The 19,763-nt window shown below is 54.7% G+C and carries 12 protein-coding genes; 6 read left to right on the top strand and 6 right to left on the bottom strand.

Annotated features, from left to right (window positions below):
* Nucleotides 1–201: 201 nt before the first annotated feature.
* From arcB to tamA, 4 genes are all read right to left on the bottom strand, one after another.
* Nucleotides 202–2,532 carry an aerobic respiration two-component sensor histidine kinase ArcB gene (gene arcB / locus ACMGGS_RS03485; protein ID WP_414165060.1) on the bottom strand — a complete coding sequence of 777 codons (2,331 nt, stop codon included), beginning with the start codon at nt 2,530–2,532 and terminating at the stop codon, nt 202–204.
* A 132-nt stretch (nt 2,533–2,664) separates the two neighbouring features.
* Complete coding sequence (locus ACMGGS_RS03490) at nt 2,665–3,009, bottom strand: gamma-glutamylcyclotransferase (protein ID WP_176918076.1); 345 nt, start codon at nt 3,007–3,009, stop codon at nt 2,665–2,667.
* A 2-nt stretch (nt 3,010–3,011) separates the two neighbouring features.
* Complete coding sequence (gene tamB / locus ACMGGS_RS03495) at nt 3,012–6,788, bottom strand: autotransporter assembly complex protein TamB (protein WP_414165061.1); 3,777 nt, start codon at nt 6,786–6,788, stop codon at nt 3,012–3,014.
* Nucleotides 6,785–8,518, bottom strand: coding sequence for an autotransporter assembly complex protein TamA (tamA, locus tag ACMGGS_RS03500; RefSeq protein ID WP_414165062.1), 1,734 nt, complete (start codon nt 8,516–8,518; stop codon nt 6,785–6,787). The genes tamB and tamA overlap by 4 nt, the downstream gene beginning before the upstream one ends.
* A 210-nt stretch (nt 8,519–8,728) precedes the next feature.
* On the opposite strand from tamA, the gene msrA reads away from it, so the two are divergent.
* Nucleotides 8,729–9,367 carry a peptide-methionine (S)-S-oxide reductase MsrA gene (msrA, locus tag ACMGGS_RS03505; RefSeq protein WP_194207112.1) on the top strand — a complete coding sequence of 213 codons (639 nt, stop codon included), beginning with the start codon at nt 8,729–8,731 and terminating at the stop codon, nt 9,365–9,367.
* A 53-nt stretch (nt 9,368–9,420) separates the two neighbouring features.
* Here the strand turns inward: msrA and ACMGGS_RS03510 are convergent, their stop codons facing one another.
* Together ACMGGS_RS03510 and ACMGGS_RS03515 are read right to left on the bottom strand one after the other, a co-directional pair.
* Entirely contained in the window at nt 9,421–12,015 is a 2,595-nt protein-coding gene (locus ACMGGS_RS03510; protein WP_414165063.1) for a hypothetical protein, read from the bottom strand.
* Between the two features lie 272 nt (nt 12,016–12,287).
* Nucleotides 12,288–13,358, bottom strand: coding sequence for a LacI family DNA-binding transcriptional regulator (locus tag ACMGGS_RS03515; RefSeq protein WP_414165064.1), 1,071 nt, complete (start codon nt 13,356–13,358; stop codon nt 12,288–12,290).
* 190 nt (nt 13,359–13,548) lie between these two features.
* Between ACMGGS_RS03515 and ACMGGS_RS03520 the strand changes: the two genes are divergently transcribed.
* The 5 genes from ACMGGS_RS03520 (at nt 13,549) to ACMGGS_RS03540 (ending at nt 19,628) form a co-directional block, all read left to right on the top strand.
* Nucleotides 13,549–14,703, top strand: coding sequence for a Gfo/Idh/MocA family protein (locus ACMGGS_RS03520; RefSeq protein ID WP_414165065.1), 1,155 nt, complete (start codon nt 13,549–13,551; stop codon nt 14,701–14,703).
* A 16-nt stretch (nt 14,704–14,719) separates the two neighbouring features.
* Nucleotides 14,720–15,904 carry a Gfo/Idh/MocA family protein gene (locus ACMGGS_RS03525; protein WP_414165066.1) on the top strand — a complete coding sequence of 395 codons (1,185 nt, stop codon included), beginning with the start codon at nt 14,720–14,722 and terminating at the stop codon, nt 15,902–15,904.
* Entirely contained in the window at nt 15,901–16,968 is a 1,068-nt protein-coding gene (locus ACMGGS_RS03530) for a Gfo/Idh/MocA family protein (RefSeq protein WP_414165067.1), read from the top strand. Before ACMGGS_RS03525 ends, ACMGGS_RS03530 begins: the two co-directional genes overlap by 4 nt.
* A gap of 10 nt (nt 16,969–16,978) precedes the next feature.
* Nucleotides 16,979–18,001, top strand: coding sequence for a Gfo/Idh/MocA family protein (locus ACMGGS_RS03535; protein ID WP_414165068.1), 1,023 nt, complete (start codon nt 16,979–16,981; stop codon nt 17,999–18,001).
* 79 nt (nt 18,002–18,080) lie between these two features.
* A complete protein-coding gene (locus ACMGGS_RS03540) occupies nt 18,081–19,628 on the top strand; it encodes an MFS transporter (protein ID WP_414165069.1) in 1,548 nt (515 codons plus the stop codon).
* The last annotated feature ends 135 nt before the right edge of the window (nt 19,629–19,763 follow it).

The raw sequence follows: 19,763 nt of genomic DNA on the forward strand, positions 1-19,763 counted from the left end.
AGAAGATATGATTTAACCGCTGTGCTTCACATATTTAACTGATTCATGTAACAAATAATTTAATATTTGCTATCTTAATGAGCGTGCGGCCCAAGTTTGTCTGCTGTGCCTTGTGTAAGAACGCTAATTAAACAGGCGCAGCCACGATTTCCCTGGTGTTGGCGCAGTATTAGCGCACCCCGGCCAGGCCGGGGTCATTTTTTATCCGCGTTCGGCTACCCAGGCCTTTAAAACGCCGACATCGTGCTGCCAGTCCTGCTTCATCTCTTCAATCCATTCCCCAACATTATCCCACCACGCCGGAAGATCGGAAGACTGGATCTGCTGCCCCAGTTGTTGCAGGTGACGCAGGCCGATGGAACCCGCCGCGCCTTTAATCTTATGCCCTTCTTCCGCAATCCCTTTTTGGTCGCGCGCGGTCAGATTCGACTCCAGCACGCTCAGGTAGCCCGGCATCATTTTTTCAAAAACAGCGAGGCCGTCGGTGATGAGCTTCGGCCCGACCAGCTCGATGTACTGCTCCAGCATCTCGGTATCTAACAGATTTTGCGTTTTACCATTATCCGTGGAAGTCACTGTTTTCTCCTCGTGGTCAGCGGTGTCCCAGAACTTTTTAATCATGGCAGTTAATGCCGGAACTGCCAGCGGTTTGCTCAGCACATCGTCCATCCCGGCATCAAAATATTCTTGTTTATCTTTCAGGACATTGGCGGTTAACGCCACCAGTGGCGGCAGTTCGTCACGATGATAGCGCTGGGTAAGCTGACGTGAGATATCCAGTCCGGTCATATCCGGAAGCTGGATATCCAGCAGCACAAGGTCGTATTCATCCGGTTTAAACATCTCCAGCGCCGCCGTTCCGGTCATGGCGACATCCACGCTGTTACCGAGTTTTTCCAGCACCGACCGCGCGACGATCACGTTCAGTTCAATGTCTTCGACCAACAGCACGTGCAGGGCGGGCAGCGGCAGGTCGTCATCGTCAAACGCATCTTCGACCTCTTCCGCCACCGCTGGCGCGTTCACCGTCAGGGTAAACACCGAGCCTTTACCCGGCTGGCTGGCGACGGTGATATCACCGCCCATATTTTTCGCCAGCCGCCGTGATACCGCCAGACCAATGCCGGTACCGGTGGCCGGTTTACCGCCATTGCTACCTTTGACCTGATAATACATGGCAAAGATTTTATCCAGCTCCTCCTGCGGAATACCGATACCGGAATCTTCCACTTCAAAATGAAGCGTCGTGCCCGCATCGTAACGCACACGTACCGTTACCTGGCCCTGTTGAGTAAACTTGACCGCATTGCTGATCAGGTTCCACAGGATCTGGCGCAGTCGCGTACCGTCGGTGGTCACTTTATGCGGCAACGGCAACGTTGGCTCCATCACGAAGCGCAGCCCTTTCTGGTGCGCCTGCAGGCCGGAGAGGTTCTCCAGATCGGCAAGGAAACCGGTGAAGTCCACCGTCTGAATATCGAGCTTCACGTTGCGCCGCTCAATTTTGTCCATATCGATAATATCGTTGAAGATGTTCCCTAGCGTGACCGCGGAAACGTGAATAGTCTTGAGGTATTTTTCCTGTTCGCTGGTCAGATCGGTATCCAGCAGAATACGGCTCAGCCCCACGATGCCATTGAGCGGCGTACGCAGTTCATGGCTGATGGTGGAGATAAAGGTGGTCTTATCGCGGCTGGCGCGCTCCAGCGCATCCTGATAGCGCTTACGCTCGGTAATGTCGCGGCCAAACCCCATCAGACCATGCCGTTTGCCGACCCGATCGTAATAGGGCACTTTACGGATCTCGAAACAGGCCCGGCGACCATCGGGATAACTCAGCCACTGCTCATAGGTCAGCGAGACGTTATGACGGAAAACTTTTTCATCGGTTTCGAGCACTTTCTCCGCCGTATCGGGAGGGTAAACATCCTGGGGCTTAAGCGTGATGAGCTGTTTTTCGCTTTTCCCGGTTAACAGCTCCATCGCGCGGTTACAGCCGGAAAACTCTTTATCCTCATTACGGTAGAATACCAGATCGGGGGAGGCATCAAGGAAAGAGCGCAGGAAACTTGACTGCTGTTCAAGCTGAATTTGCGTCGCTTCACGCTCTTTCATTTCGATTTTAAGCTGCTCGAAGGTCGCATGGCGCTCGGCCTCCGCCTTTTCGCGATCGGCAATCTCCTGATTCAACTGGGCGATGTTGTCCTTCATCTGGACGTTCAGTTTGAGATCGCGCTCGCGCATCACCTCCAGTTTTTGCACCAGTCGGGAGAGACGTTGCCGCGACTCTTCCAGTTGCTCAACGACCACCGATAAAAAATAGACCGCCCACGGCGTGATGAGCAGACCAAAAAAGATAGAGCGGATGACATCAATACTCTCGACCTGTCCGCGCAGCACCATCGTAACCGCCATCTGCACAGCGATAGCCAGTACCACCAGCGCCAGTGCCAGCAGCAGGGAGAATCGCACCAGCCCCAACTTCATCATCAGGTCGACGTAATATTGCGCCAGTAAACGGATTTGTTTCATAAAAGGTTCCTTCACCCCAGCATGGCCCAATCATACCGAATTTTGAGCAACAGGTTGAAGATTGGTTAAAAAATGTGGGCGAGAGTCGCAGGGAAGCGTAAAAAATAACGCCGCCCGAAGGCGGCGCGAGGGTTAGTTCTGGTGTCTGTCTAACCAGTCACCGCTGTCTATCCGCGTTAAGCCTTCCGTAGGCCGCTGATAGACATACATCCATGCGCTCCCGTAAGGCGTCTGGATCAACTGACGTGCGTATTCGCCGCCCTTTGTGCGTAGCGCATCCAGTTCGGCAAGCGTTGCAGCATCAATTCGATAAACCTCCCCAAGTACCGTGCCTTCGCCGGGCACCGCGCCTGGATAGTGGCCCAGGCTGTACAATTGGTAATTATCGATGCTGTAATCGCCCAGCCACTGAGCGTTGGTCATCCAGTGGCTGTTGCCTTGCTTACTTCGTAAACTGCCGTAGACAAATATTCGCATTGCTAAAACTCAAACTGATAGAGCAGGTCCAGTGCCTGATCTATGCCAGACACCGCTTCAAGATATAGCTTAGGCATCAACCGATAGCGTAACGTGAGAGTCGCCAGTGAGTCAAAAATACCTACACCATATTTCACCTGTAGACCCGGCAGCACATAACCGCTGACGACCACCTGGGAGGAGTCGCCTACCCCCTGGGTATCCAGCGCCAGATTGCTTACGCCAAATGTCTCCCCGATTTTACCCACAACCTGCCCACTTTGTGCAACCCCCAGCCCAACTAACATTGAGGTCATCGCGTCGCTGTCGCTCTGTTCGCTGTCCAGTCCCTGACCACGAAGCAGATAGGAGAGCGCTTCCTGCTGCGACATCGCCGGATCCGAGAACACCTCGGCTTTCGGCTCGTCGGCGGTGCCGGTGACGCGCACGCCGGCAATCACGTCATTTTCCGTCGATTCCGGGTTACGGATGGCTTCGATATTCAGCAGCGGCTGATCCGGCGGCCCGGAGAACAGCAGTTCCCCCTTACGCACAATCAGATCCTGACCATAGGCGCGAAAACGGCCTTCCGGAATATTGATCTGCCCGTTCAGGCCCAGCCCCTGCTTATCCTGCGCGACTTTCAGATCGCCCGTCAGCCTGGCCCGCAGACCAAACGCATCCAGACGAACATTATTCCCGACGTGAATAACCAGATTACTGTTGATAGGGATCGCCGCCGTTTTCGGCTCCTCCGGCTGGAGATCGTTTTTCAGCATCACTTCATCGCTGGAGACGCCCACCGCGCTTTCCGGCAACTCATGAACTACGATCCGCGCCCACGGCACGTCGGCGCTGCCGTCGAGGGTAAACAACTGCGGCGTGGCGGTGAAGACGATATCCGGCGACACGTCCAGGCGCACCATCGGTGGCACGGTGATGCGAACGCGGCTACCTTTGGCCGCAATACGCGCGCGCCAGTTGTCGATCTGGCTCCAGTCCGCGTCGCCATTCAGGGCTATTTCACCCTGACGGGTGCGCACCACGCCCTGAAGCGTCGAGCTCATGCCGTTAAAGTTCATCGCCAGCTGGCTCGGCTGCATATCGAACGGCATAAAGTTAGCATCAAGTTCCGCGCCGTTAAGCTGCATCTGACCGAAGAGTTGCGGGCTTTGCGCATTGCCTGCCAGCCGCAGGTTGGCGTTGAGCGTCCCCGCCGCTTTCTCGCCGCGGGAGAAAATCGCATTCACCATCGCCAGCGAGAAGTTGCGAATATTGACGTTGCCGCCAAGATTACGCTGTCCCTGCGGATCGCTGATCTGCACCTGCCCATCGAACTGGCCGTTATTGGTCAGGCGCATCAGCCATTCCAGCTGCGCGCGGTTATTGCGCAGTTCGGCGTTCAGGTTCAGCGTGCTAAAGGCCACCGGCAGCGGCGCGTCGTTGACCATTTGCGTCACTTTCACATTGCGCCCGGACAGCGATACCTGACCCTGCGGCAATCCCTCTTTGGTGGTGTCCCAACTGACATCGGCCTTCCCACTAAAGATCCCGCTGGCCTGGGTGGTGTCCGGCATAAATGGCTTCAGCATCGCCAGATCGAAGCGGTTGAGATTAACGACCGCGCGGCCTTCCGCCCCCGCATCGATGGTTTGCGGCACGCACAGCTCAGCGTTCGGGTTAGTCCAGCAGTGCGGCCCGATACTGATTTTCTGCTCCTGATTACGGTAATCCAGCGCGATGGCGCGATTCTGCGCCCACGGCCCGACCGGCGTCTGGAAGCGCGTATTGCTTAACGTACCCTTCCAGCGCTGCGTCTGACGATCGAAGCTACCCGCCAGATCCAACTGGCCGGACACCGGATCGCCCTGCATGCGTAGCTGAAGCTGATGCTGTTTCTCACTGCCCTTCGCCTCCAGCGTCAGCAATCGAACGTTCAGATCGCCCTGCACGATACGTTCAATGCGCACGTTCATGGTCCCGGCGATCTGATCAGTGGATTTGATATCCCCTTCGATACGCGCCTGCGCCACGGAAAGCTCCTGCCAGCGCAGGCCGCGTGCGGTAATATCCGCCAGCAGCTGCGGGGCCTCGACGGTGCCGCGGACTTTCAGTAAGCCTTTAGCGGTGCCGCCCAGTCCCGGCAGCGCGTTATCCAGTCCCGGCGCGTCAATGGTGGCATCCAGATTGAGATCTTTGACGCCCAGTTCGCCTTTTACGTCCGCGCTATTACGGCCCAGCGCCAGATGCAATTTAGGGATCGTCCATTGCAGATAGCTGTTCCCTTTGACAGCCCCCTCAACCACAACCTTATTCTGTTTCACGTTGCCGGTGATTTTCATCTCCGGCACGTCCATCTGCCAGCTGCCGCCGTACAGGCTGCCGCGCGTTTTGATCAGACCATCCAGCTTCGACGGCCAGTCCGGGAATTCCTTCGCGGTGTTAATCCCTTTCAGCGCCAGTTCGCCGTGCCAGCTGATCGCCTGCTGCCAGTCAAGCAGTGCCTTCAGCTCGGTCGTACCCTGTAGTGCGGCGACGGTGAGCTTGTCGAGATTAATCTGCTGCTCGTTGCCTTTCGCGTCGAGGGTGATCGTGGCCGGGGGCAGCTCCTGACCTTTCACCGCCGTGCGGAACGACAGCGTATAGTCGGTGGCTTTGCCGGTCAGTTTGAGTTTCAGATTATCGGCCTGATACTGTTTCTCGCCGGTAAACGGGTAGTAAAGCTGCTGGCTGACGATCTCAAGGTTTAGCGGCAGGCCAGCCTCCGCCAGGCGTGTTTGCCCCCGCAGCACCATATCGACCGGGCCGGAGAGGTTGACGCCAAGCTCAAGCTGTTCACGCAGCGCGCCGCCGACCTTAATCTTCACCTTTTCACCCTTCAGCGGGTCGACGTTCAGCGTGCTATTCAGGGTAATATCGAGCGGCCAGTTATCGGCCAGCCGCGCAGTGCCGGTCGCGTTTAAGGTGCCCTGGTTGGAATCAATATCCAGCGCATCCAGTCTTGTATTGCCGTCGATGCTGCTGACCTTGAGCAGCATCGTGCGCACGGTGATATCGGTATCGCCGGTCAGACGTAGCTGTTCGCCGCGAAACTCTTCGATATTCAGATTCAGCGGCAGATGAACATCGGTCATCTCCGGCAATACCGGTTTCGAGAAGAGATCTTTCAGCGTTTCACCCAGCGGTTTTTCGTCCGGTTTGGGGTGTTCGATTTTCGGTTCAACTACCTGTTCCTGCGCGACTTTCGCCACCTTCGGCAGCGCAATCAGCAGCCCCTGCAACGAGGTTGGCGTAACGGTCAGATTTTTATCCTGCCAGTTTAGCCCGGAAGAGAAGTGCATCACCGACACCGTGGTATCGTCGATTTTAATATTGACGTTGTTCAGCGCGATGCGGCTCAGCGTGACGGGATACGGTGTGGAGAGATCGAGCGGGCCGTTATCCTCTTCTTCCTTCTGCGCGGCAGGCGGCATTTTTTTGGTGTCCACCGTCACGTTGATATCCGAAAGCGCAATATCGTTTACGCACAGGCTGCTCTGCTTCAGACAGGCAAGGCTAACAGAAAGATGCACCTGCCCGGCATTCACCGCCACGCCGGGCTGGTCATAGCGGATATTTTTCAGGGTCAAATCACGCCAGCCGCCCGTCACCTGACCGATCTCCAGTCCCGGCACCCAACGGTTAGCCGCGCTGAAGACCAGATGCAGACCGCTTTTCGTCCCCACCAGGAACGCCACGGTCCCCAACAACAGCAGGATAAAAATCAGCACGCCGAGGCTTATTTTCTTCCATAAACTCATAATTCTGGCCCCAGACCGATGTAAAACTGTAAATCGTGCTTATCTTTATCGCCCACCGGCACGGCAAAATCGAGTTTTACCGGCCCGACCGGCGACTGCCAGCGCACGCCAACGCCGGTGCCGGTTTTAAAGTCGCTCTTGCGGATATCGCTCACCGCCTCGCCGCTGTCGACGAAGACCGCGCCCCACCATTTGCCGGTCACGTTGTACTGATACTCCAGCGATCCAGTGGCGAGTTTTGAGGCACCTTTCAATTTGCCGTCGCTGTCTTCCGGTGAAATTGACTTGTACTTATAGCCACGGATACTGCGATCGCCTCCGGCGAAGAAGCGCAGATCCGGCGGCACACGATCGAAATCGCCGGTTTCGATCCAGCCCAGATTGCCGCGCACCACAAAGCGATGCTTATCATACAGCGAGCGGATCCAGACGTTCTGCGCCTGGAAGACCGAGAAATCGACATCCGATCCCCACGCCGTGTTGGAGTAGTCGATGGAGTAACGCTGGGAATCGCCCCACGTCGGCATCAGGCCGCCGCGCGAGCGGGTCCGGCTGATCATTACGCCCGGATAGAGCAGCATGGTGGTATGGGTTTCATTACCCTGGGTAAAGTGGTCGAGGCTCCAGCGCAGGTTAATGGCGCGCTGCCAGCCGCTCGACAGATCCCAGTAGCGCGACAGCGCCAGGGTCGTGGAATCGGCTTCGGTATCGTTCAGGTCGGTACGCTTAACGCCGCCCTGCACCAGATAATATTGCTCCAGCGGATTTTTCAGCAGCGGCACTTTATAGCTGAAATCCAGCACCTGTTCCGGCGCGGAGATACTGGCGCTGGTGGTCAGACTATGACCATACGAGTTCATCCACGGCTTTTTCCACGTCGCTTTTACCCGCGGCCCAACGTCGGTGGAGTAGCCGACCCCGGTTTCAATGGTATTTTCCACGCGCGGGGAGACGACGCCGTGCAGCGGCAGCACCTTCGTTTTACGCGCTTTATCGAACTCCGGCGCGACGATCACCGAGTTAAACCAGCCGGTCGCCGAGAGCCGCCGGTTGAGTTCAGCCAGATCCTTCGACTGGTAGTAGTCGCCCTCTTTAAACGGCACCAGGTTCTGTAAATACTCATCGCGGATTTGCGAGTTTTCAAAGGTCACCGCACCAAAGCGATAGCGCTCGCCGCTGTCGTAATCGATATCCCAGAAAGCCTGATGACGGTCGAGCGCGACGCCCAACTGGCTTTTTTTAAACTCGCTGTCGAAGTAGCCCTTATGCAGCGAGACGCTGGTCAGCCCTTTTTTAAAACGTTCGTAATCGCCATGGTTCAGCACGGTCCCGGTGGCCGGGCGCTTATTGAGGAGATCGAGATAATCCTGATCGGTCCGCGCGCCACCGCGCAGGATCACATTCGTGCCGCCAATGCGCACCGGCTCGCCAGCCGAGACGCGGGCAATCAGCACCTGCCGTCCTTTCTCCGGCGGCGGACGCAGTTCAAAATCAATGGTCGGTTCGTAGTAGCCCAGCGCCTTTAACCCTTCGCGGATGGCGTCATCCACGCGTGCGCGAAAGCGCTGGTCAGGCGTCACTTCATCGCTCTCGATGGTGGAAAGCTGGGCACGAACGTTTTTTTGTAGCTGGCCTGTCAGCCCTTCTACCTGCAAACGGACATTAGCGGCGCTGGCCGCGCCGCTAAGCAGCAGTAAACTGGTCCAACATAACTGGCGGATCTGTGGCACATTTTCTCCTGAATATCCTTGTCTCCACCCCTACTGGAAACGAACTACCGCCCATATCGTAACAAAGTCCTAACAAGAGGACTTGAAAAACAGACAACACCCCAAATATTTCTTATGTTTAAATCTAGTCTGATTCAGCATATTTATTGTGTTAAAAGACACGCCTCGTTACAACCCTAACGACAATTTCTGTTTCGGGAGAACAGCATCATGAGTTTATTCGACAAAAAAGAGTTTGTTTCTCAGGCCGATGCGCTGCCCGGACGCAATACGCCTATGCCGGTTGCAACGCTTCACGCGGTCAATCAACACTCAATGACCAACGTGCCGGACGGCATGGAGATCGCCATTTTTGCGATGGGCTGCTTCTGGGGCGTTGAACGCCTGTTCTGGGTGCTGCCCGGCGTTTACAGCACGGCGGCGGGCTATTGTGGCGGCTATACGCCTAACCCGACCTATCGAGAAGTGTGTTCCGGGGAGACCGGCCACGCTGAAGCGGTGCGGGTAGTGTACGATCCGAACGTTATCAGCTATGAACAGCTGTTGCAGGTGTTCTGGGAAAATCACGACCCGGCCCAGGGGATGCGCCAGGGCAACGACCATGGCACGCAGTATCGTTCCGCGATCTATCCGTTAACGCCTGAACAGGACGCTGCCGCTCACGCCAGCCTTGAGCGTTTTCAGGCGGCAATGCAGGCCGCGGGTGACGAGCGCCATGTGACTACCGAGATTAAAACCGCCACGCCGTTCTACTATGCAGAAGACGATCATCAGCAGTATTTGCATAAAAACCCGTACGGGTATTGCGGAATTGGTGGGATTGGAGTGTGCCTGCCACCGCAGGCATAAGATCCTGAAAAGCGTTACCCGCCCTCCGGCGGGTAACAATACATCAAAACAAATTACTTCCCGAACTTCACTGGCGCATCACGGTAAGCTTTCAGCTTCGCACGCATCCAGCGGCTGCTGTTGCGGTTTACCGCGCTCACGACGCCAGTGGTAGCACCGCCGCCGACCTGGACATGGAAAATGCCGCGCGACGGGAAATCCTGATATTTCGGCGCGGAGAAATCCCACTCATGGCGGCTGAACAGCTCCTGCGGGTTGTGGCCCATCATGCTGGTATGAACATCAAGGAATTCGACATTCAGCAGGCGCGGGTTAATCGCTGACACTGAACTGCCGATTTCCGGATGGCCCATCAGATAGCTGCCGCCGGTGCCCCAGAACTGCTCTTCTAGTTCGCCCACGTCTTCGCTCACGCTGGCAAGACGGCTTGCCGGCATCTGCCACGGCAGGACCGGTTGACGTAAGTGACGGCTCAGTGACGCGCAGTAATCAAAGGTACGATCCCACTCGAACGGAGAGTAGCAGTAGCCGTTTTTGTAGGCACGTGCGGTGAGGTCATCGGCTTCATAGCGGTCAACCGCCATAAAATCCGCGCCTTTAGCGACAGCAGAGACACCATTAGCGCCGGTATATTCGGTTTCTTCAAAAATCCCGACCAGCAGCGCATACTCGGCAGAGAGTTTGCCCGCCAGCGCAGGATCGATGGTCATGCGCTTTTTAGTGCCATCAATCGGATCAAACACATCATCGTAAGTGAAATCATTGTAGACCCACTGCGAGCCACCGACGCTCCACAGGTTGATCTGCCAGCCAAGTACCACATCCGGTGCGACCACGCGGACCAGCCAGTTCACGCCTTTAATGTAGCCTTTCAGCGTATCGGTAATGCCTGCCGGGATAGCAACATTAACGCCATGATGCGCCATCGCTTTAGACAGCGGCTGACGGACCGGAATCGGATAATCCGGGGAGAAACCGTATTTCTGGCATTCGCCGAGGTAGTCAGGGTTGACGATAAAGCCCGCCGGGACCGGATGCTCGTCATCTTTCATGGCCTGCGCCATTTTCAGCGCCTGAATGAAGTTAGCGAAGCTGAACTCGTGGCGAAGCGGATCGTCGATAATGGTCTCAACATCACCCAATGACAGGTTACAGGTGTAGGACACCATCACCGGCAGCACGCTTTCACCGGTTTTAGCGGAAACATTACGCGCCATTTCAATGATTTTCGGCGTGGGTTCTTTGGCCGGATCCAGATAGCCAGAAGCATCACCCATACCGTCATCGCCGGAATATTTGAATACGGAGGCGATGCGCGCTTCAGCCAGATCATCGACGTTGGACGGTGACATATCGGCACAGCCACCAAAGCTCAGGAAATCCGGGAAACCTTTTACGCGCAGGTTTGCGCCTTCGGTGATGGTCACGGTTAACGTCTGCGACGCGTTATTTTCAACGCGCAGTACCTGGGGTGCGACGTCAATATAATGCACAATGCCGTCATGGATCAGGGTGCCGGAAGCAATCTGATAGACGCCCTGCGCCAGCAGTACGGACGGCGCGTGGCTGCCCGTTTGCATCGGCAGGTCGGTAAAGTGATACTGACGTGCGGCGTCCACCAGACGCAGATCAAAAGCGGCGGCAACGGTTTTCTCAGCGTTAACATTAATGGTCAGTTTTGCGGAGCCGGCCTGAACGTCATCACTCTGGCGGATCTGCGCGCTGGTGACGGTAAGCGCATGGAACCGGTTGTCCAGCGCGCCGTTCATGGCATCAACGGTGTAGTGGATATTGTTCAGCTTCACATCATCAATACGCACGCTGTAATGGCCATTAATCGGCAATTGTTCCAGACGCTGTTTCTGCCCGGCTCGCATGATATAGCGCTGTTTTTCGACGCCATTTTCCAGATAAACCACGCTCAGATCTTCATTATGCAACGCGTGAGCCGCGGGTAAATCCACGGCAATTTCCAGGGTGGTGCTACGCTGCGCCGGCGCGAAAGTAATATCCAGCGGGGTACGCTGGCCTTTAGCAATGGTCAGTTCAGCGGTGCTTAACGCCACCGCTGCCCGCACCGTGCCATCCGCTGTGCGCAGTTCGGCCACCGAGGCGCTGTAAGTACCGGCAGAGATGGCGAAAGAGGTCGCACCCGCTTCAGGATGCAGCACTTCGCTTTTTTCACCGCGCACCAGTACCAGCTGAAGCGCCGTGTCTTCAAGCCCGGCAGGAAACGCGGCACAGTTAACTACCAGCTCTCCGTCTACCTGAGTTTCTTCATCCGCCGCGAAGGTGAAAGAATTGCGGAACGTTTCCCATTTCGGGGCGGTATCGGAAGACACATTAACGCCCATATGGATTTGCGAAATAGCATTGCCAATGGCGCTACCATCGGCAGCCGTAATGGTTAATTTGATATCGTAAATCCCGGTGGAAATTTCGCTGGATTCGATCTGGGTTTTTAATGCGATCCACGGGTTAGTCGAAACGTTAATATCGCCCTCGGTAATTTTCCCCGGCGCGCTAAACGTCAGAACCATTTTTTCTTTTATATCGATACCCGCAGCAGAAACGGCCTTGAATCCGGTGATATCAAGCGTCGGATACCAGGTATCATTACTAAAATTAAGTGTAGCGTCTAATTGCATTTTTTATCCTTTATAAATAGTCAACGTCAAGAAATGAATACGTTATGCATCCAGCCACTTTTATTTATAAACAACAAGAAAGAAAAATGCACTGCTATTCTCAGCAAGATGAGTTTCTTTGATTTAATATTAACACTGGACTTTAAATATATTTAATCTGATGAGAGTTGATTTTATTATTATGATAAAAGTGAGAACAAATATGATTTAAAATGAGGAAAGCCACCGGGACAGGCTGCCACACCTTCCTCCAACCCGCTTATAAAAACGCCTCAGTGATCGGAAGGTATAACTTGCTCTGCCCGTGCGGCAAAACGGGTCGCGTTTAATACAGTGCCGTATTCCGCCACTTTCCCCTGTAACAACAAATTAAACACAGCGGCCTGAGGGCGGTTGAGTCGATTTTGCAACAGATGAACCGCTTCCATACCCAGCTCGCGGCAGGGAACGGCGATGCCCGTCAACGATCGCCCCATTTTTTTTTCCAGATGCCAGGCAAAGTCCGTCAGCATCAACGACACCTGCTCAGGCACCTGTAAATTATGCCGTTCCAGCGCACGCATCACGCCCCCCGCCATCTCCACGCTGCCACATAAAATGGCTTCCGGCCAGTGCTCCCTGGGATGGGAATCCAGCCAGGTATTTATTGCATCTTCAGCTTCGTGCGGCGCAAACGTCTCGGTGATCGCTAAATCGCGTTGCGGATCGAACGCCTGGTGAAAATAACGGTAAGCCTCTTTAATTCCCTCCAGACGCATATGCAATGTTTCCCGGCGCAGGCAGGTTACCGAGAGGATCTGCCGATAACCACGTTCAAACAGATATCGTGCTGCGCTAAAACCGATAGCCCGATGATCGGGAGAAACACAGTCCAGCGCCATCTCACGGTCGATAGAATTAATCAGCACGCAGGGTTTGTTCAACGTGGCCGCCAGTTTAAAAATTGTCGTATCATCGGTGCCAATAATAATGATGGCATCAATATCTTTATCACCGGCTTTTTCGAGAAACAGTTTCAGATCCGGGCGCTGCTCTTCCAGACCGTAATAACTTAAATACACATTCTGGGCGGCTGTCGCTTCGGCAATTCCCTTCGTCACCTCAAGATAAAAAATATCACCGCGCGCGTTAAACGTTCGCTGCGGGGCGAAGACGGCGATGCTTTTCACATATAACCGGCCGGTTGTCAGTTCATCCAGCACCCCCAGGTCTCGGGCACACTGAACAATCGCTTCACGCGCGCTATCGCTGGTATACGATTTGCCATTTAACACCCGCGAAACCGTACTGATGGAGTAGCCGGTTGCCGCTGCGATTTGATTCATTTTTAGCCTGCCAGCCATAATGTGACCCCGCTCGCAATCAATATCTGCAAAATTTTGCAGAAACAATCGCATGATTTTAAAGCGCTTTCACCACGCAAAGGACAATTTTGTCTCATCCCTGCGAGCATTCTCACAAATTGTCATTGTCCTCACCGATGCACTTTTCTATTTTCCAGACATTGTTAACTTCAGCGATGCAGGATGTGACATGAAAAGCGTTCGTTTCGGCATTATCGGCGTGGGCAACATTGGTACTGTCCATACCCGTTACTTACTGGCAGGTACGGTGCCCGAAGCCCGCCTGACCGCAGTATGTGACAACGATCCGACAAAACATGAGGCCATACGTCAGTTAGTGGGTGAAAACGTCACGCTTTTTAGCGATGCCGAATCAATGCTAAAAAGCGGACTAATTGATGCCGTTATCGTCGCCACCCCGCATTATGCGCACCCGGAGCTATCCATGCTGGCGATGCGCCACGGTATTCATACGCTGTGCGAAAAACCGGCGGGCGTTTATACCGCGCAGGTGCGTGAGATGAACGACTTTGCCCGGCGCAGCGATGTGGTGTTCGGCATCATGTACAACCAGCGCCCCAACCCGCTTTATCAGAAAGTGAAAGATCTGATTGATAGCGGCGAACTCGGCGAGATCCGCCGCTCTAACTGGATCATCACCAACTGGTATCGCTCGCAGAGCTATTACAACTCCGGCGGCTGGCGTGCGACGTGGAAGGGTGAAGGCGGCGGCGTGCTGCTCAATCAGGATCCGCATCAACTCGACTTATGGCAGTGGCTGGTCGGTATGCCGGTACGCATTCGTGCTTTTTGCCAGTTCGGCAAACACCGGCAGATCGAAGTTGAAAATGAGGTCACCGCCTATGCCGAATATGCCAACGGCGCGACGGGCGTATTTATTACCACCACCGCCGAAGCGCCGGGTACCAATCGTCTGGAGATCGCCGGCGATCGCGGCAAGATTGTCGTCGAAGAAGGCCGGCTGCGTTTCTGGCGGCTGCGCGAGTCTGAAACGGCCTTCAACGCCCGCTGGCAGAATGGTTTTGGCGAGCCGGAGTGCTGGGAAGTCACTATTCCAACCGCAGCGGAATGCAGCGAACATCACGTCATTACCGCCAACTTTACCGCCGCCGTGCTGCGCGGGACGCCGCTTATCGCGCCCGGTCAGGAGGGGATCAACGGCCTGACGCTCTCTAACGCCATGCATCTTTCTACCTGGCTGGACGACTGGGTTGATCTACCGATTGATGAAGCTCGCTACCTGTCGCTGCTGCAGGAGCACATCGCCACGTCCATTGAAAAATCATCCGAAAATCGCACGCTGGACGCCTCCGGCAGCTGGTAAATCAGGAGAACATCGCATGTTGAACGTCGCTATTGTGGGCACCGGCAATATTTCCCACAACCACATTCAGAGCTATTTGCAGTTTGCCGACCGCTGCCGGATCATCGCGCTGGTTGATATCTATCCGGAAAAAGCCGAGGAGAAAAAGCAGCGTTACGGATTAACCGGGGCGACCGTGTACAGCAGCCATGAAGCGATGCTGGACGCCGAAGCGCAGGCAGATATTGTTGACGTCTGCACGCCCCCTTACGTCCATGCGGAGATCGCCATTCACGCGCTGGACGCCGGGAAGCATGTGCTCTGTGAAAAGCCGATGGCGGCCTCGCTGCAGGAGTGCGACGCGATGATCGCGGCACAACAACGAAGTGGCAAAATTCTCTCCATCATCGCGCAAAACCGGTTTACCGATGCCTTCTGGCGGCTGAAAAAAGCCGTGGATTCTGGCGAGATCGGCAACATCTGCCATGCGCAGGTAGATTCGTTCTGGTGGCGTGGTCACTGCTATTACGATCTATGGTGGCGCGGCACCTGGGAAAAAGAAGGCGGCGGCTGCACGCTGAATCACGCCGTTCACCATATTGATGCGATTCAGTGGATGCTGGGCTTCCCGTCAGAAGTGGTGGCGATGATGACTAACGTCGCGCACGACAACGCCGAAGTGGAAGACCTCTCCGCCGCCATTTTCCGCTACCCCAGCGGCGCGCTGACTCAACTTACCGCCTCGGTGGTGCACCACGGTGAAGATCAGAAAATCGTCATTCAGGGTGACAAAGCGCGTATTTCCGCGCCATGGGACGTCTGGGCCAGCGTTTCTGCCGATAACGGTTTCCCGCAGACAGAGCATGATGTTCAGCGTGAAGGCCGCCTCAACGATCTGTTTCACACCACGCCAGCGCTGACGTGGACGCTACATAGCGGGCAAATCGATAACCTGCTCAGCGCCATCAGCCAGGATATCCCCCCGCTGATTGATGGTGTCCAGGGCAAGCGCTCGCTGGAAATCATTACCGCTATTTATAAATCGTCGATCACGCGCCAGATCGTGTCGCTGCCCATTAGCACTGACGATCCCTATTACCAAACCGGCGGCCTCCTCTCGCTGGCACCCCATTTTTATGAAAAAGCCGCCTCGGTAGAAAATTTCAGCGAAGTCGGCGCTATTCCGCTGGGTAAAGATCTCGATACAGGAGCACGAAAATGAGCCTCAATGATGGAATGAATTACGCCCCGAAGGGTAAACCACAGCCGGTGGTAGAAGCAGGCGCGTTTATTATCGCCGCCGCCGCGCTGGATCACGGCCATATCTACGGGATGTGCAACGGGCTTATCGAAGCGGGCGCGACGCTGAAGTGGGTTTACGATCCGGACCCGGCCAAAGTCGATGCTTTTGTTCATCAGTATCCGCAGGTAAACATTGCCGACTCGCTGGATACCATCCTTAACGACAACAGCGTGCAGTTAGTGGCTGGCGCGGCGATCCCGTCGCAGCGCTGTGCGCTGGGCCTGAAAGTCATGGACGCCGGAAAAGATTATTTTACCGATAAAGCCCCGCTGACCACGCTGGCTCAACTGGATGCGGCAAAACGTAAAGTTGCCGAAACTGGACGGAAATATGCGGTTTACTACAGCGAACGTCTGCACGTTGAGAGCGCAGTGTTTGCCGGGCAACTGGTGCAGGAGGGTGCTATAGGCCAGGTTATTCAGACCCTTGGCACCGGTCCGCATCGCGAAGGCCAGGGCCGTCCCGACTGGTTTTACGAGAAAGCCTTTTTTGGCGGCATCCTCTGCGATATCGGCAGCCACCAGATCGAGCAATTCCTGTTTTATACCGGCAATAGCGACGCACGAATAGTGGCAAGCCAGGTGCGCAATATCAACCACCCGCAGTATCCGCAGTTCGAGGATTTCGGCGATGCGATGCTGGCGGGCGACAACGGCGCAACGGGCTATTTCCGCTGTGACTGGTTTACGCCGGATGGACTGTCGAGCTGGGGAGATGGACGCCTGACGCTGCTGGGCACCGAAGGCTACATTGAGATCCGCAAATATGTCGACATCACACGCGGGGAGCAGGATGTCGTGTATCTGGTCAATAAAGAGGGCGAATTCCGCTATCCGGTAGCGGGTAAGGTCGGCTTCCCGTTCTTCGGTGAACTGATTAAAGACTGCCTCAACCGTACAGAAAATGCCATGAGCCAGGCACACACCTTTAAAGCCGCCGAACTGTGCGTCAAAGCGCAGATGCTGGCCAACGCGGGCCGCTAAGGAGTCAATCATGAGGGCGATAAATGCGGCGATTATCGGCTGTGGTGCCATTCATATCTGTCACGTTGAGGCACTGCGGCACACGCCGGGCGCGCATCTGCACGCCATCGTGGATACCGATATCATAAAGGGACAAGCGCTGGCGGCGACCTATGGCTGTCATTTTTATCAGGACTATCGGGAGATGTTGCAGGATCAACGCATTGAGGTGGTGCATATCTGTACCCCGCATTATCTGCATAAAACCATGATCCTCGACGCGCTGGCCGCAGGAAAAACTGTTTTCAGCGAAAAGCCGGTGGGAATGAATAGCCTGGAAGTGGCTGACATTGCCGAAGCAGCTAATCGCGCATCGGGCATACTGGGCGTGTGCTATCAAAACCGTTACAACCCTACCAGCCGGGCGATCCGTGATGTGCTGGCATCCAACGTGCTGGGGAAAATGCTCAGCATCAAAGCGGCGCTGACCTGGTCGCGCTCGGGAGGATACTACACCGAAAGCCCGTGGCGCGGACGCTTTGCCACCGAAGGCGGGAGTCTGCTGATCAATCAGGCGATTCATACGCTGGATCTAATGCAGTGGTTCGCCGGAGGCATCGATAGCGTCAAGGGCGTGGTCGATAGCGGTCCGCTGGCCGGTACTATCGAAACCGAAGACAGCGCGATGGCGACCTTTGTTCTGCATAACGGCGCACGCGGTTTATTCTGGGCCACCAATAACCACACCACGGATTCCCCGCTGCTGCTGGAAATCCATTGTGAAAAAGGCATGTTGCAACTCAGGGATAATACGCTGTGGCAGATTGCTGATGGCGAGCGGATCTCCCTCACCAATGATAATCCGCCCACGGGTAACGGCAAAAATTACTGGGGCATAGGCCATCAAAAGGCAATTGAACAATTTTATCAGGCTATTCAACATGGAGGAGATAGCAACTATATCAATATTAATCAGGCAGCGAAATCCATACATATTGTGGAAGCAATATATCGTTCCTCACAATTAAGGCGATGGATTAGCATTAATTATTAATATCATCAATTCCAGTGTTAAAGCGTGCCCTGTCTCTGGCCGGGCGCTATAAACCCTACATCAATCTGGAAATAAAAAAATGGTTAAACCAACTGAAAGAAGAGTCGGTTATGGCGTAGCTATCGGCTACGGCGTGACGGATTTATTTGGCGGAGGTGCCTTCGCTATTATTGGAACATGGCTTCTGTTTTTCTACACCACCTATTGCGGACTATCGGTTCTGGAGGCCGGATCAATATTCGCTGTTGCCAGGATCATTGATGCAATACTTAGCCCAATCATGGGCTATATTACCGATAACTTTGGCAATACCTGGCTTGGCAAAAAATTCGGCAGACGTCGGTTTTTTCTGCTCATCAGTTCCCCGTTAATGTTCCTCTATGCCTTATTATGGGTCACGGATATGGGTTACTGGTATTATCTGGGAACCTATCTCTCTATCGAACTGTTATCGGCAATGGTACTTGTGCCATGGGAAACCCTGGCCGCAGAGATGACCAACCGCTATAACGAGCGCAGCCGTCTTTCCGGCGTGCGCATGATCTGCTCGCAACTGGGCGGTTTTCTGGCGGTGTCGGTGCCGGGCCTGATTATGCAGTTTACCGGCAAAGATAACTCGTTTACTTACACGCTGACCGGCCTGCTCTTTTCTGTCATCTTCTGCGTGGCGGTGTTTTCTACCTGGTGGTGTACCTGGGAAGCCAAAGATGTGCAGGAGGAAGGACATTTTCAGCCGGAGGTTAACCGCAGTAGCGGCCTGCTTAATCACCTGAAATATCTGGTGCTGGATCTGCTGTCATCGTTCCGCATCCGCGCCTTCCGCCTGCATATTATTATTTATATTTTCTCGTTCACCGCGATGGACGTTTTCGGCTCAGTATTTACCTATTATGTGGTGTACTGTCTGAACCAGGATGCCTCTGCCGTTTCCGGCTGGTTAAGTATTGCCGCCTTTGCTTCCGTGCCGGGCACTTTCGGATTTATGCAATTACTTAATCGTTTTAATGTTACGCCATCGGGCGCACTGCGTTTGGCCTACGGCTGCATCGTCTTTGTGCTGGCATTCTTATTTACCGTGTATCTGACCAAAATTAGCGTTCCCACCCTGCTGCTTTCCGGCGTATTTATCGTGCTGGGTGTCGCCAGAGCCGGGCTTTATTATATCCCATGGAATATTTACAGTTTTATCCCGGATATTGATGAAATGGTCACCCAACAGCGGCGGGAAGGTATTTTCGCGGGCGTGATGGTCCTGACGCGCAAAAGTACGGTGGCGCTGGCAATCCTTATTATCGGCATTGTGTTGCAGGAAGCCGGTTTTGTGAAAGGTAGCGGTATGCAGCCAGAAAGCGCTCTGCATGCGATTATTGGTCTGATGATTTTTGCCACCACCGCGCTGTTGGCGGTAAGTTTTTATACCACTTACAAATTCAAACTCACCCGTGAAACGCACAAGCTGCTGATCAAAGAGATCGCCCGGCGTAAGTTAGGTGGTGACTATCGCGACTGTGACGGTGAGACCCGGCGGGTGATCAAACTGCTTACCGGTTATGAGTACGACAAGGTCTGGGGCGGGGAAGCCAGCCGCCAGTTTAGCGGAAAAACGAGTCTGTCCGCGCTCGAATAATACGGAAAACCCCACGTTAACCGCCCTGACAACGATGTTGGGGCGTTTTCCCCCTCTGGCAGCCCTCCCCTCCCTTACGCTATACTAGCGGGGAAATTGCCGATCCAGTGCCTTCGGATCGGCTTATCGTGTCAT

The sequence above is a fragment of the Superficieibacter sp. BNK-5 genome (assembly GCF_047456055.1).
Taxonomy (GTDB): Bacteria; Pseudomonadota; Gammaproteobacteria; order Enterobacterales; family Enterobacteriaceae; genus Superficieibacter.

What these genes read in the sequence shown, in the direction of transcription:
- arcB (WP_414165060.1), bottom strand. Translation starts at nt 2,532, where the DNA reads ATGAAACAAATCCGTTTACTGGCGCAATATTACGTCGACCTGATGATG.
- ACMGGS_RS03490 (WP_176918076.1), bottom strand. Translation starts at nt 3,009, where the DNA reads ATGCGAATATTTGTCTACGGCAGTTTACGAAGTAAGCAAGGCAACAGC.
- tamB (WP_414165061.1), bottom strand. Translation starts at nt 6,788, where the DNA reads ATGAGTTTATGGAAGAAAATAAGCCTCGGCGTGCTGATTTTTATCCTG.
- msrA (WP_194207112.1), top strand. Translation starts at nt 8,729, where the DNA reads ATGAGTTTATTCGACAAAAAAGAGTTTGTTTCTCAGGCCGATGCGCTG.
- ACMGGS_RS03510 (WP_414165063.1), bottom strand. Translation starts at nt 12,015, where the DNA reads ATGCAATTAGACGCTACACTTAATTTTAGTAATGATACCTGGTATCCG.
- ACMGGS_RS03515 (WP_414165064.1), bottom strand. Translation starts at nt 13,358, where the DNA reads ATGGCTGGCAGGCTAAAAATGAATCAAATCGCAGCGGCAACCGGCTAC.
- ACMGGS_RS03520 (WP_414165065.1), top strand. Translation starts at nt 13,549, where the DNA reads ATGAAAAGCGTTCGTTTCGGCATTATCGGCGTGGGCAACATTGGTACT.
- ACMGGS_RS03525 (WP_414165066.1), top strand. Translation starts at nt 14,720, where the DNA reads ATGTTGAACGTCGCTATTGTGGGCACCGGCAATATTTCCCACAACCAC.
- ACMGGS_RS03530 (WP_414165067.1), top strand. Translation starts at nt 15,901, where the DNA reads ATGAGCCTCAATGATGGAATGAATTACGCCCCGAAGGGTAAACCACAG.
- ACMGGS_RS03535 (WP_414165068.1), top strand. Translation starts at nt 16,979, where the DNA reads ATGAGGGCGATAAATGCGGCGATTATCGGCTGTGGTGCCATTCATATC.
- ACMGGS_RS03540 (WP_414165069.1), top strand. Translation starts at nt 18,081, where the DNA reads ATGGTTAAACCAACTGAAAGAAGAGTCGGTTATGGCGTAGCTATCGGC.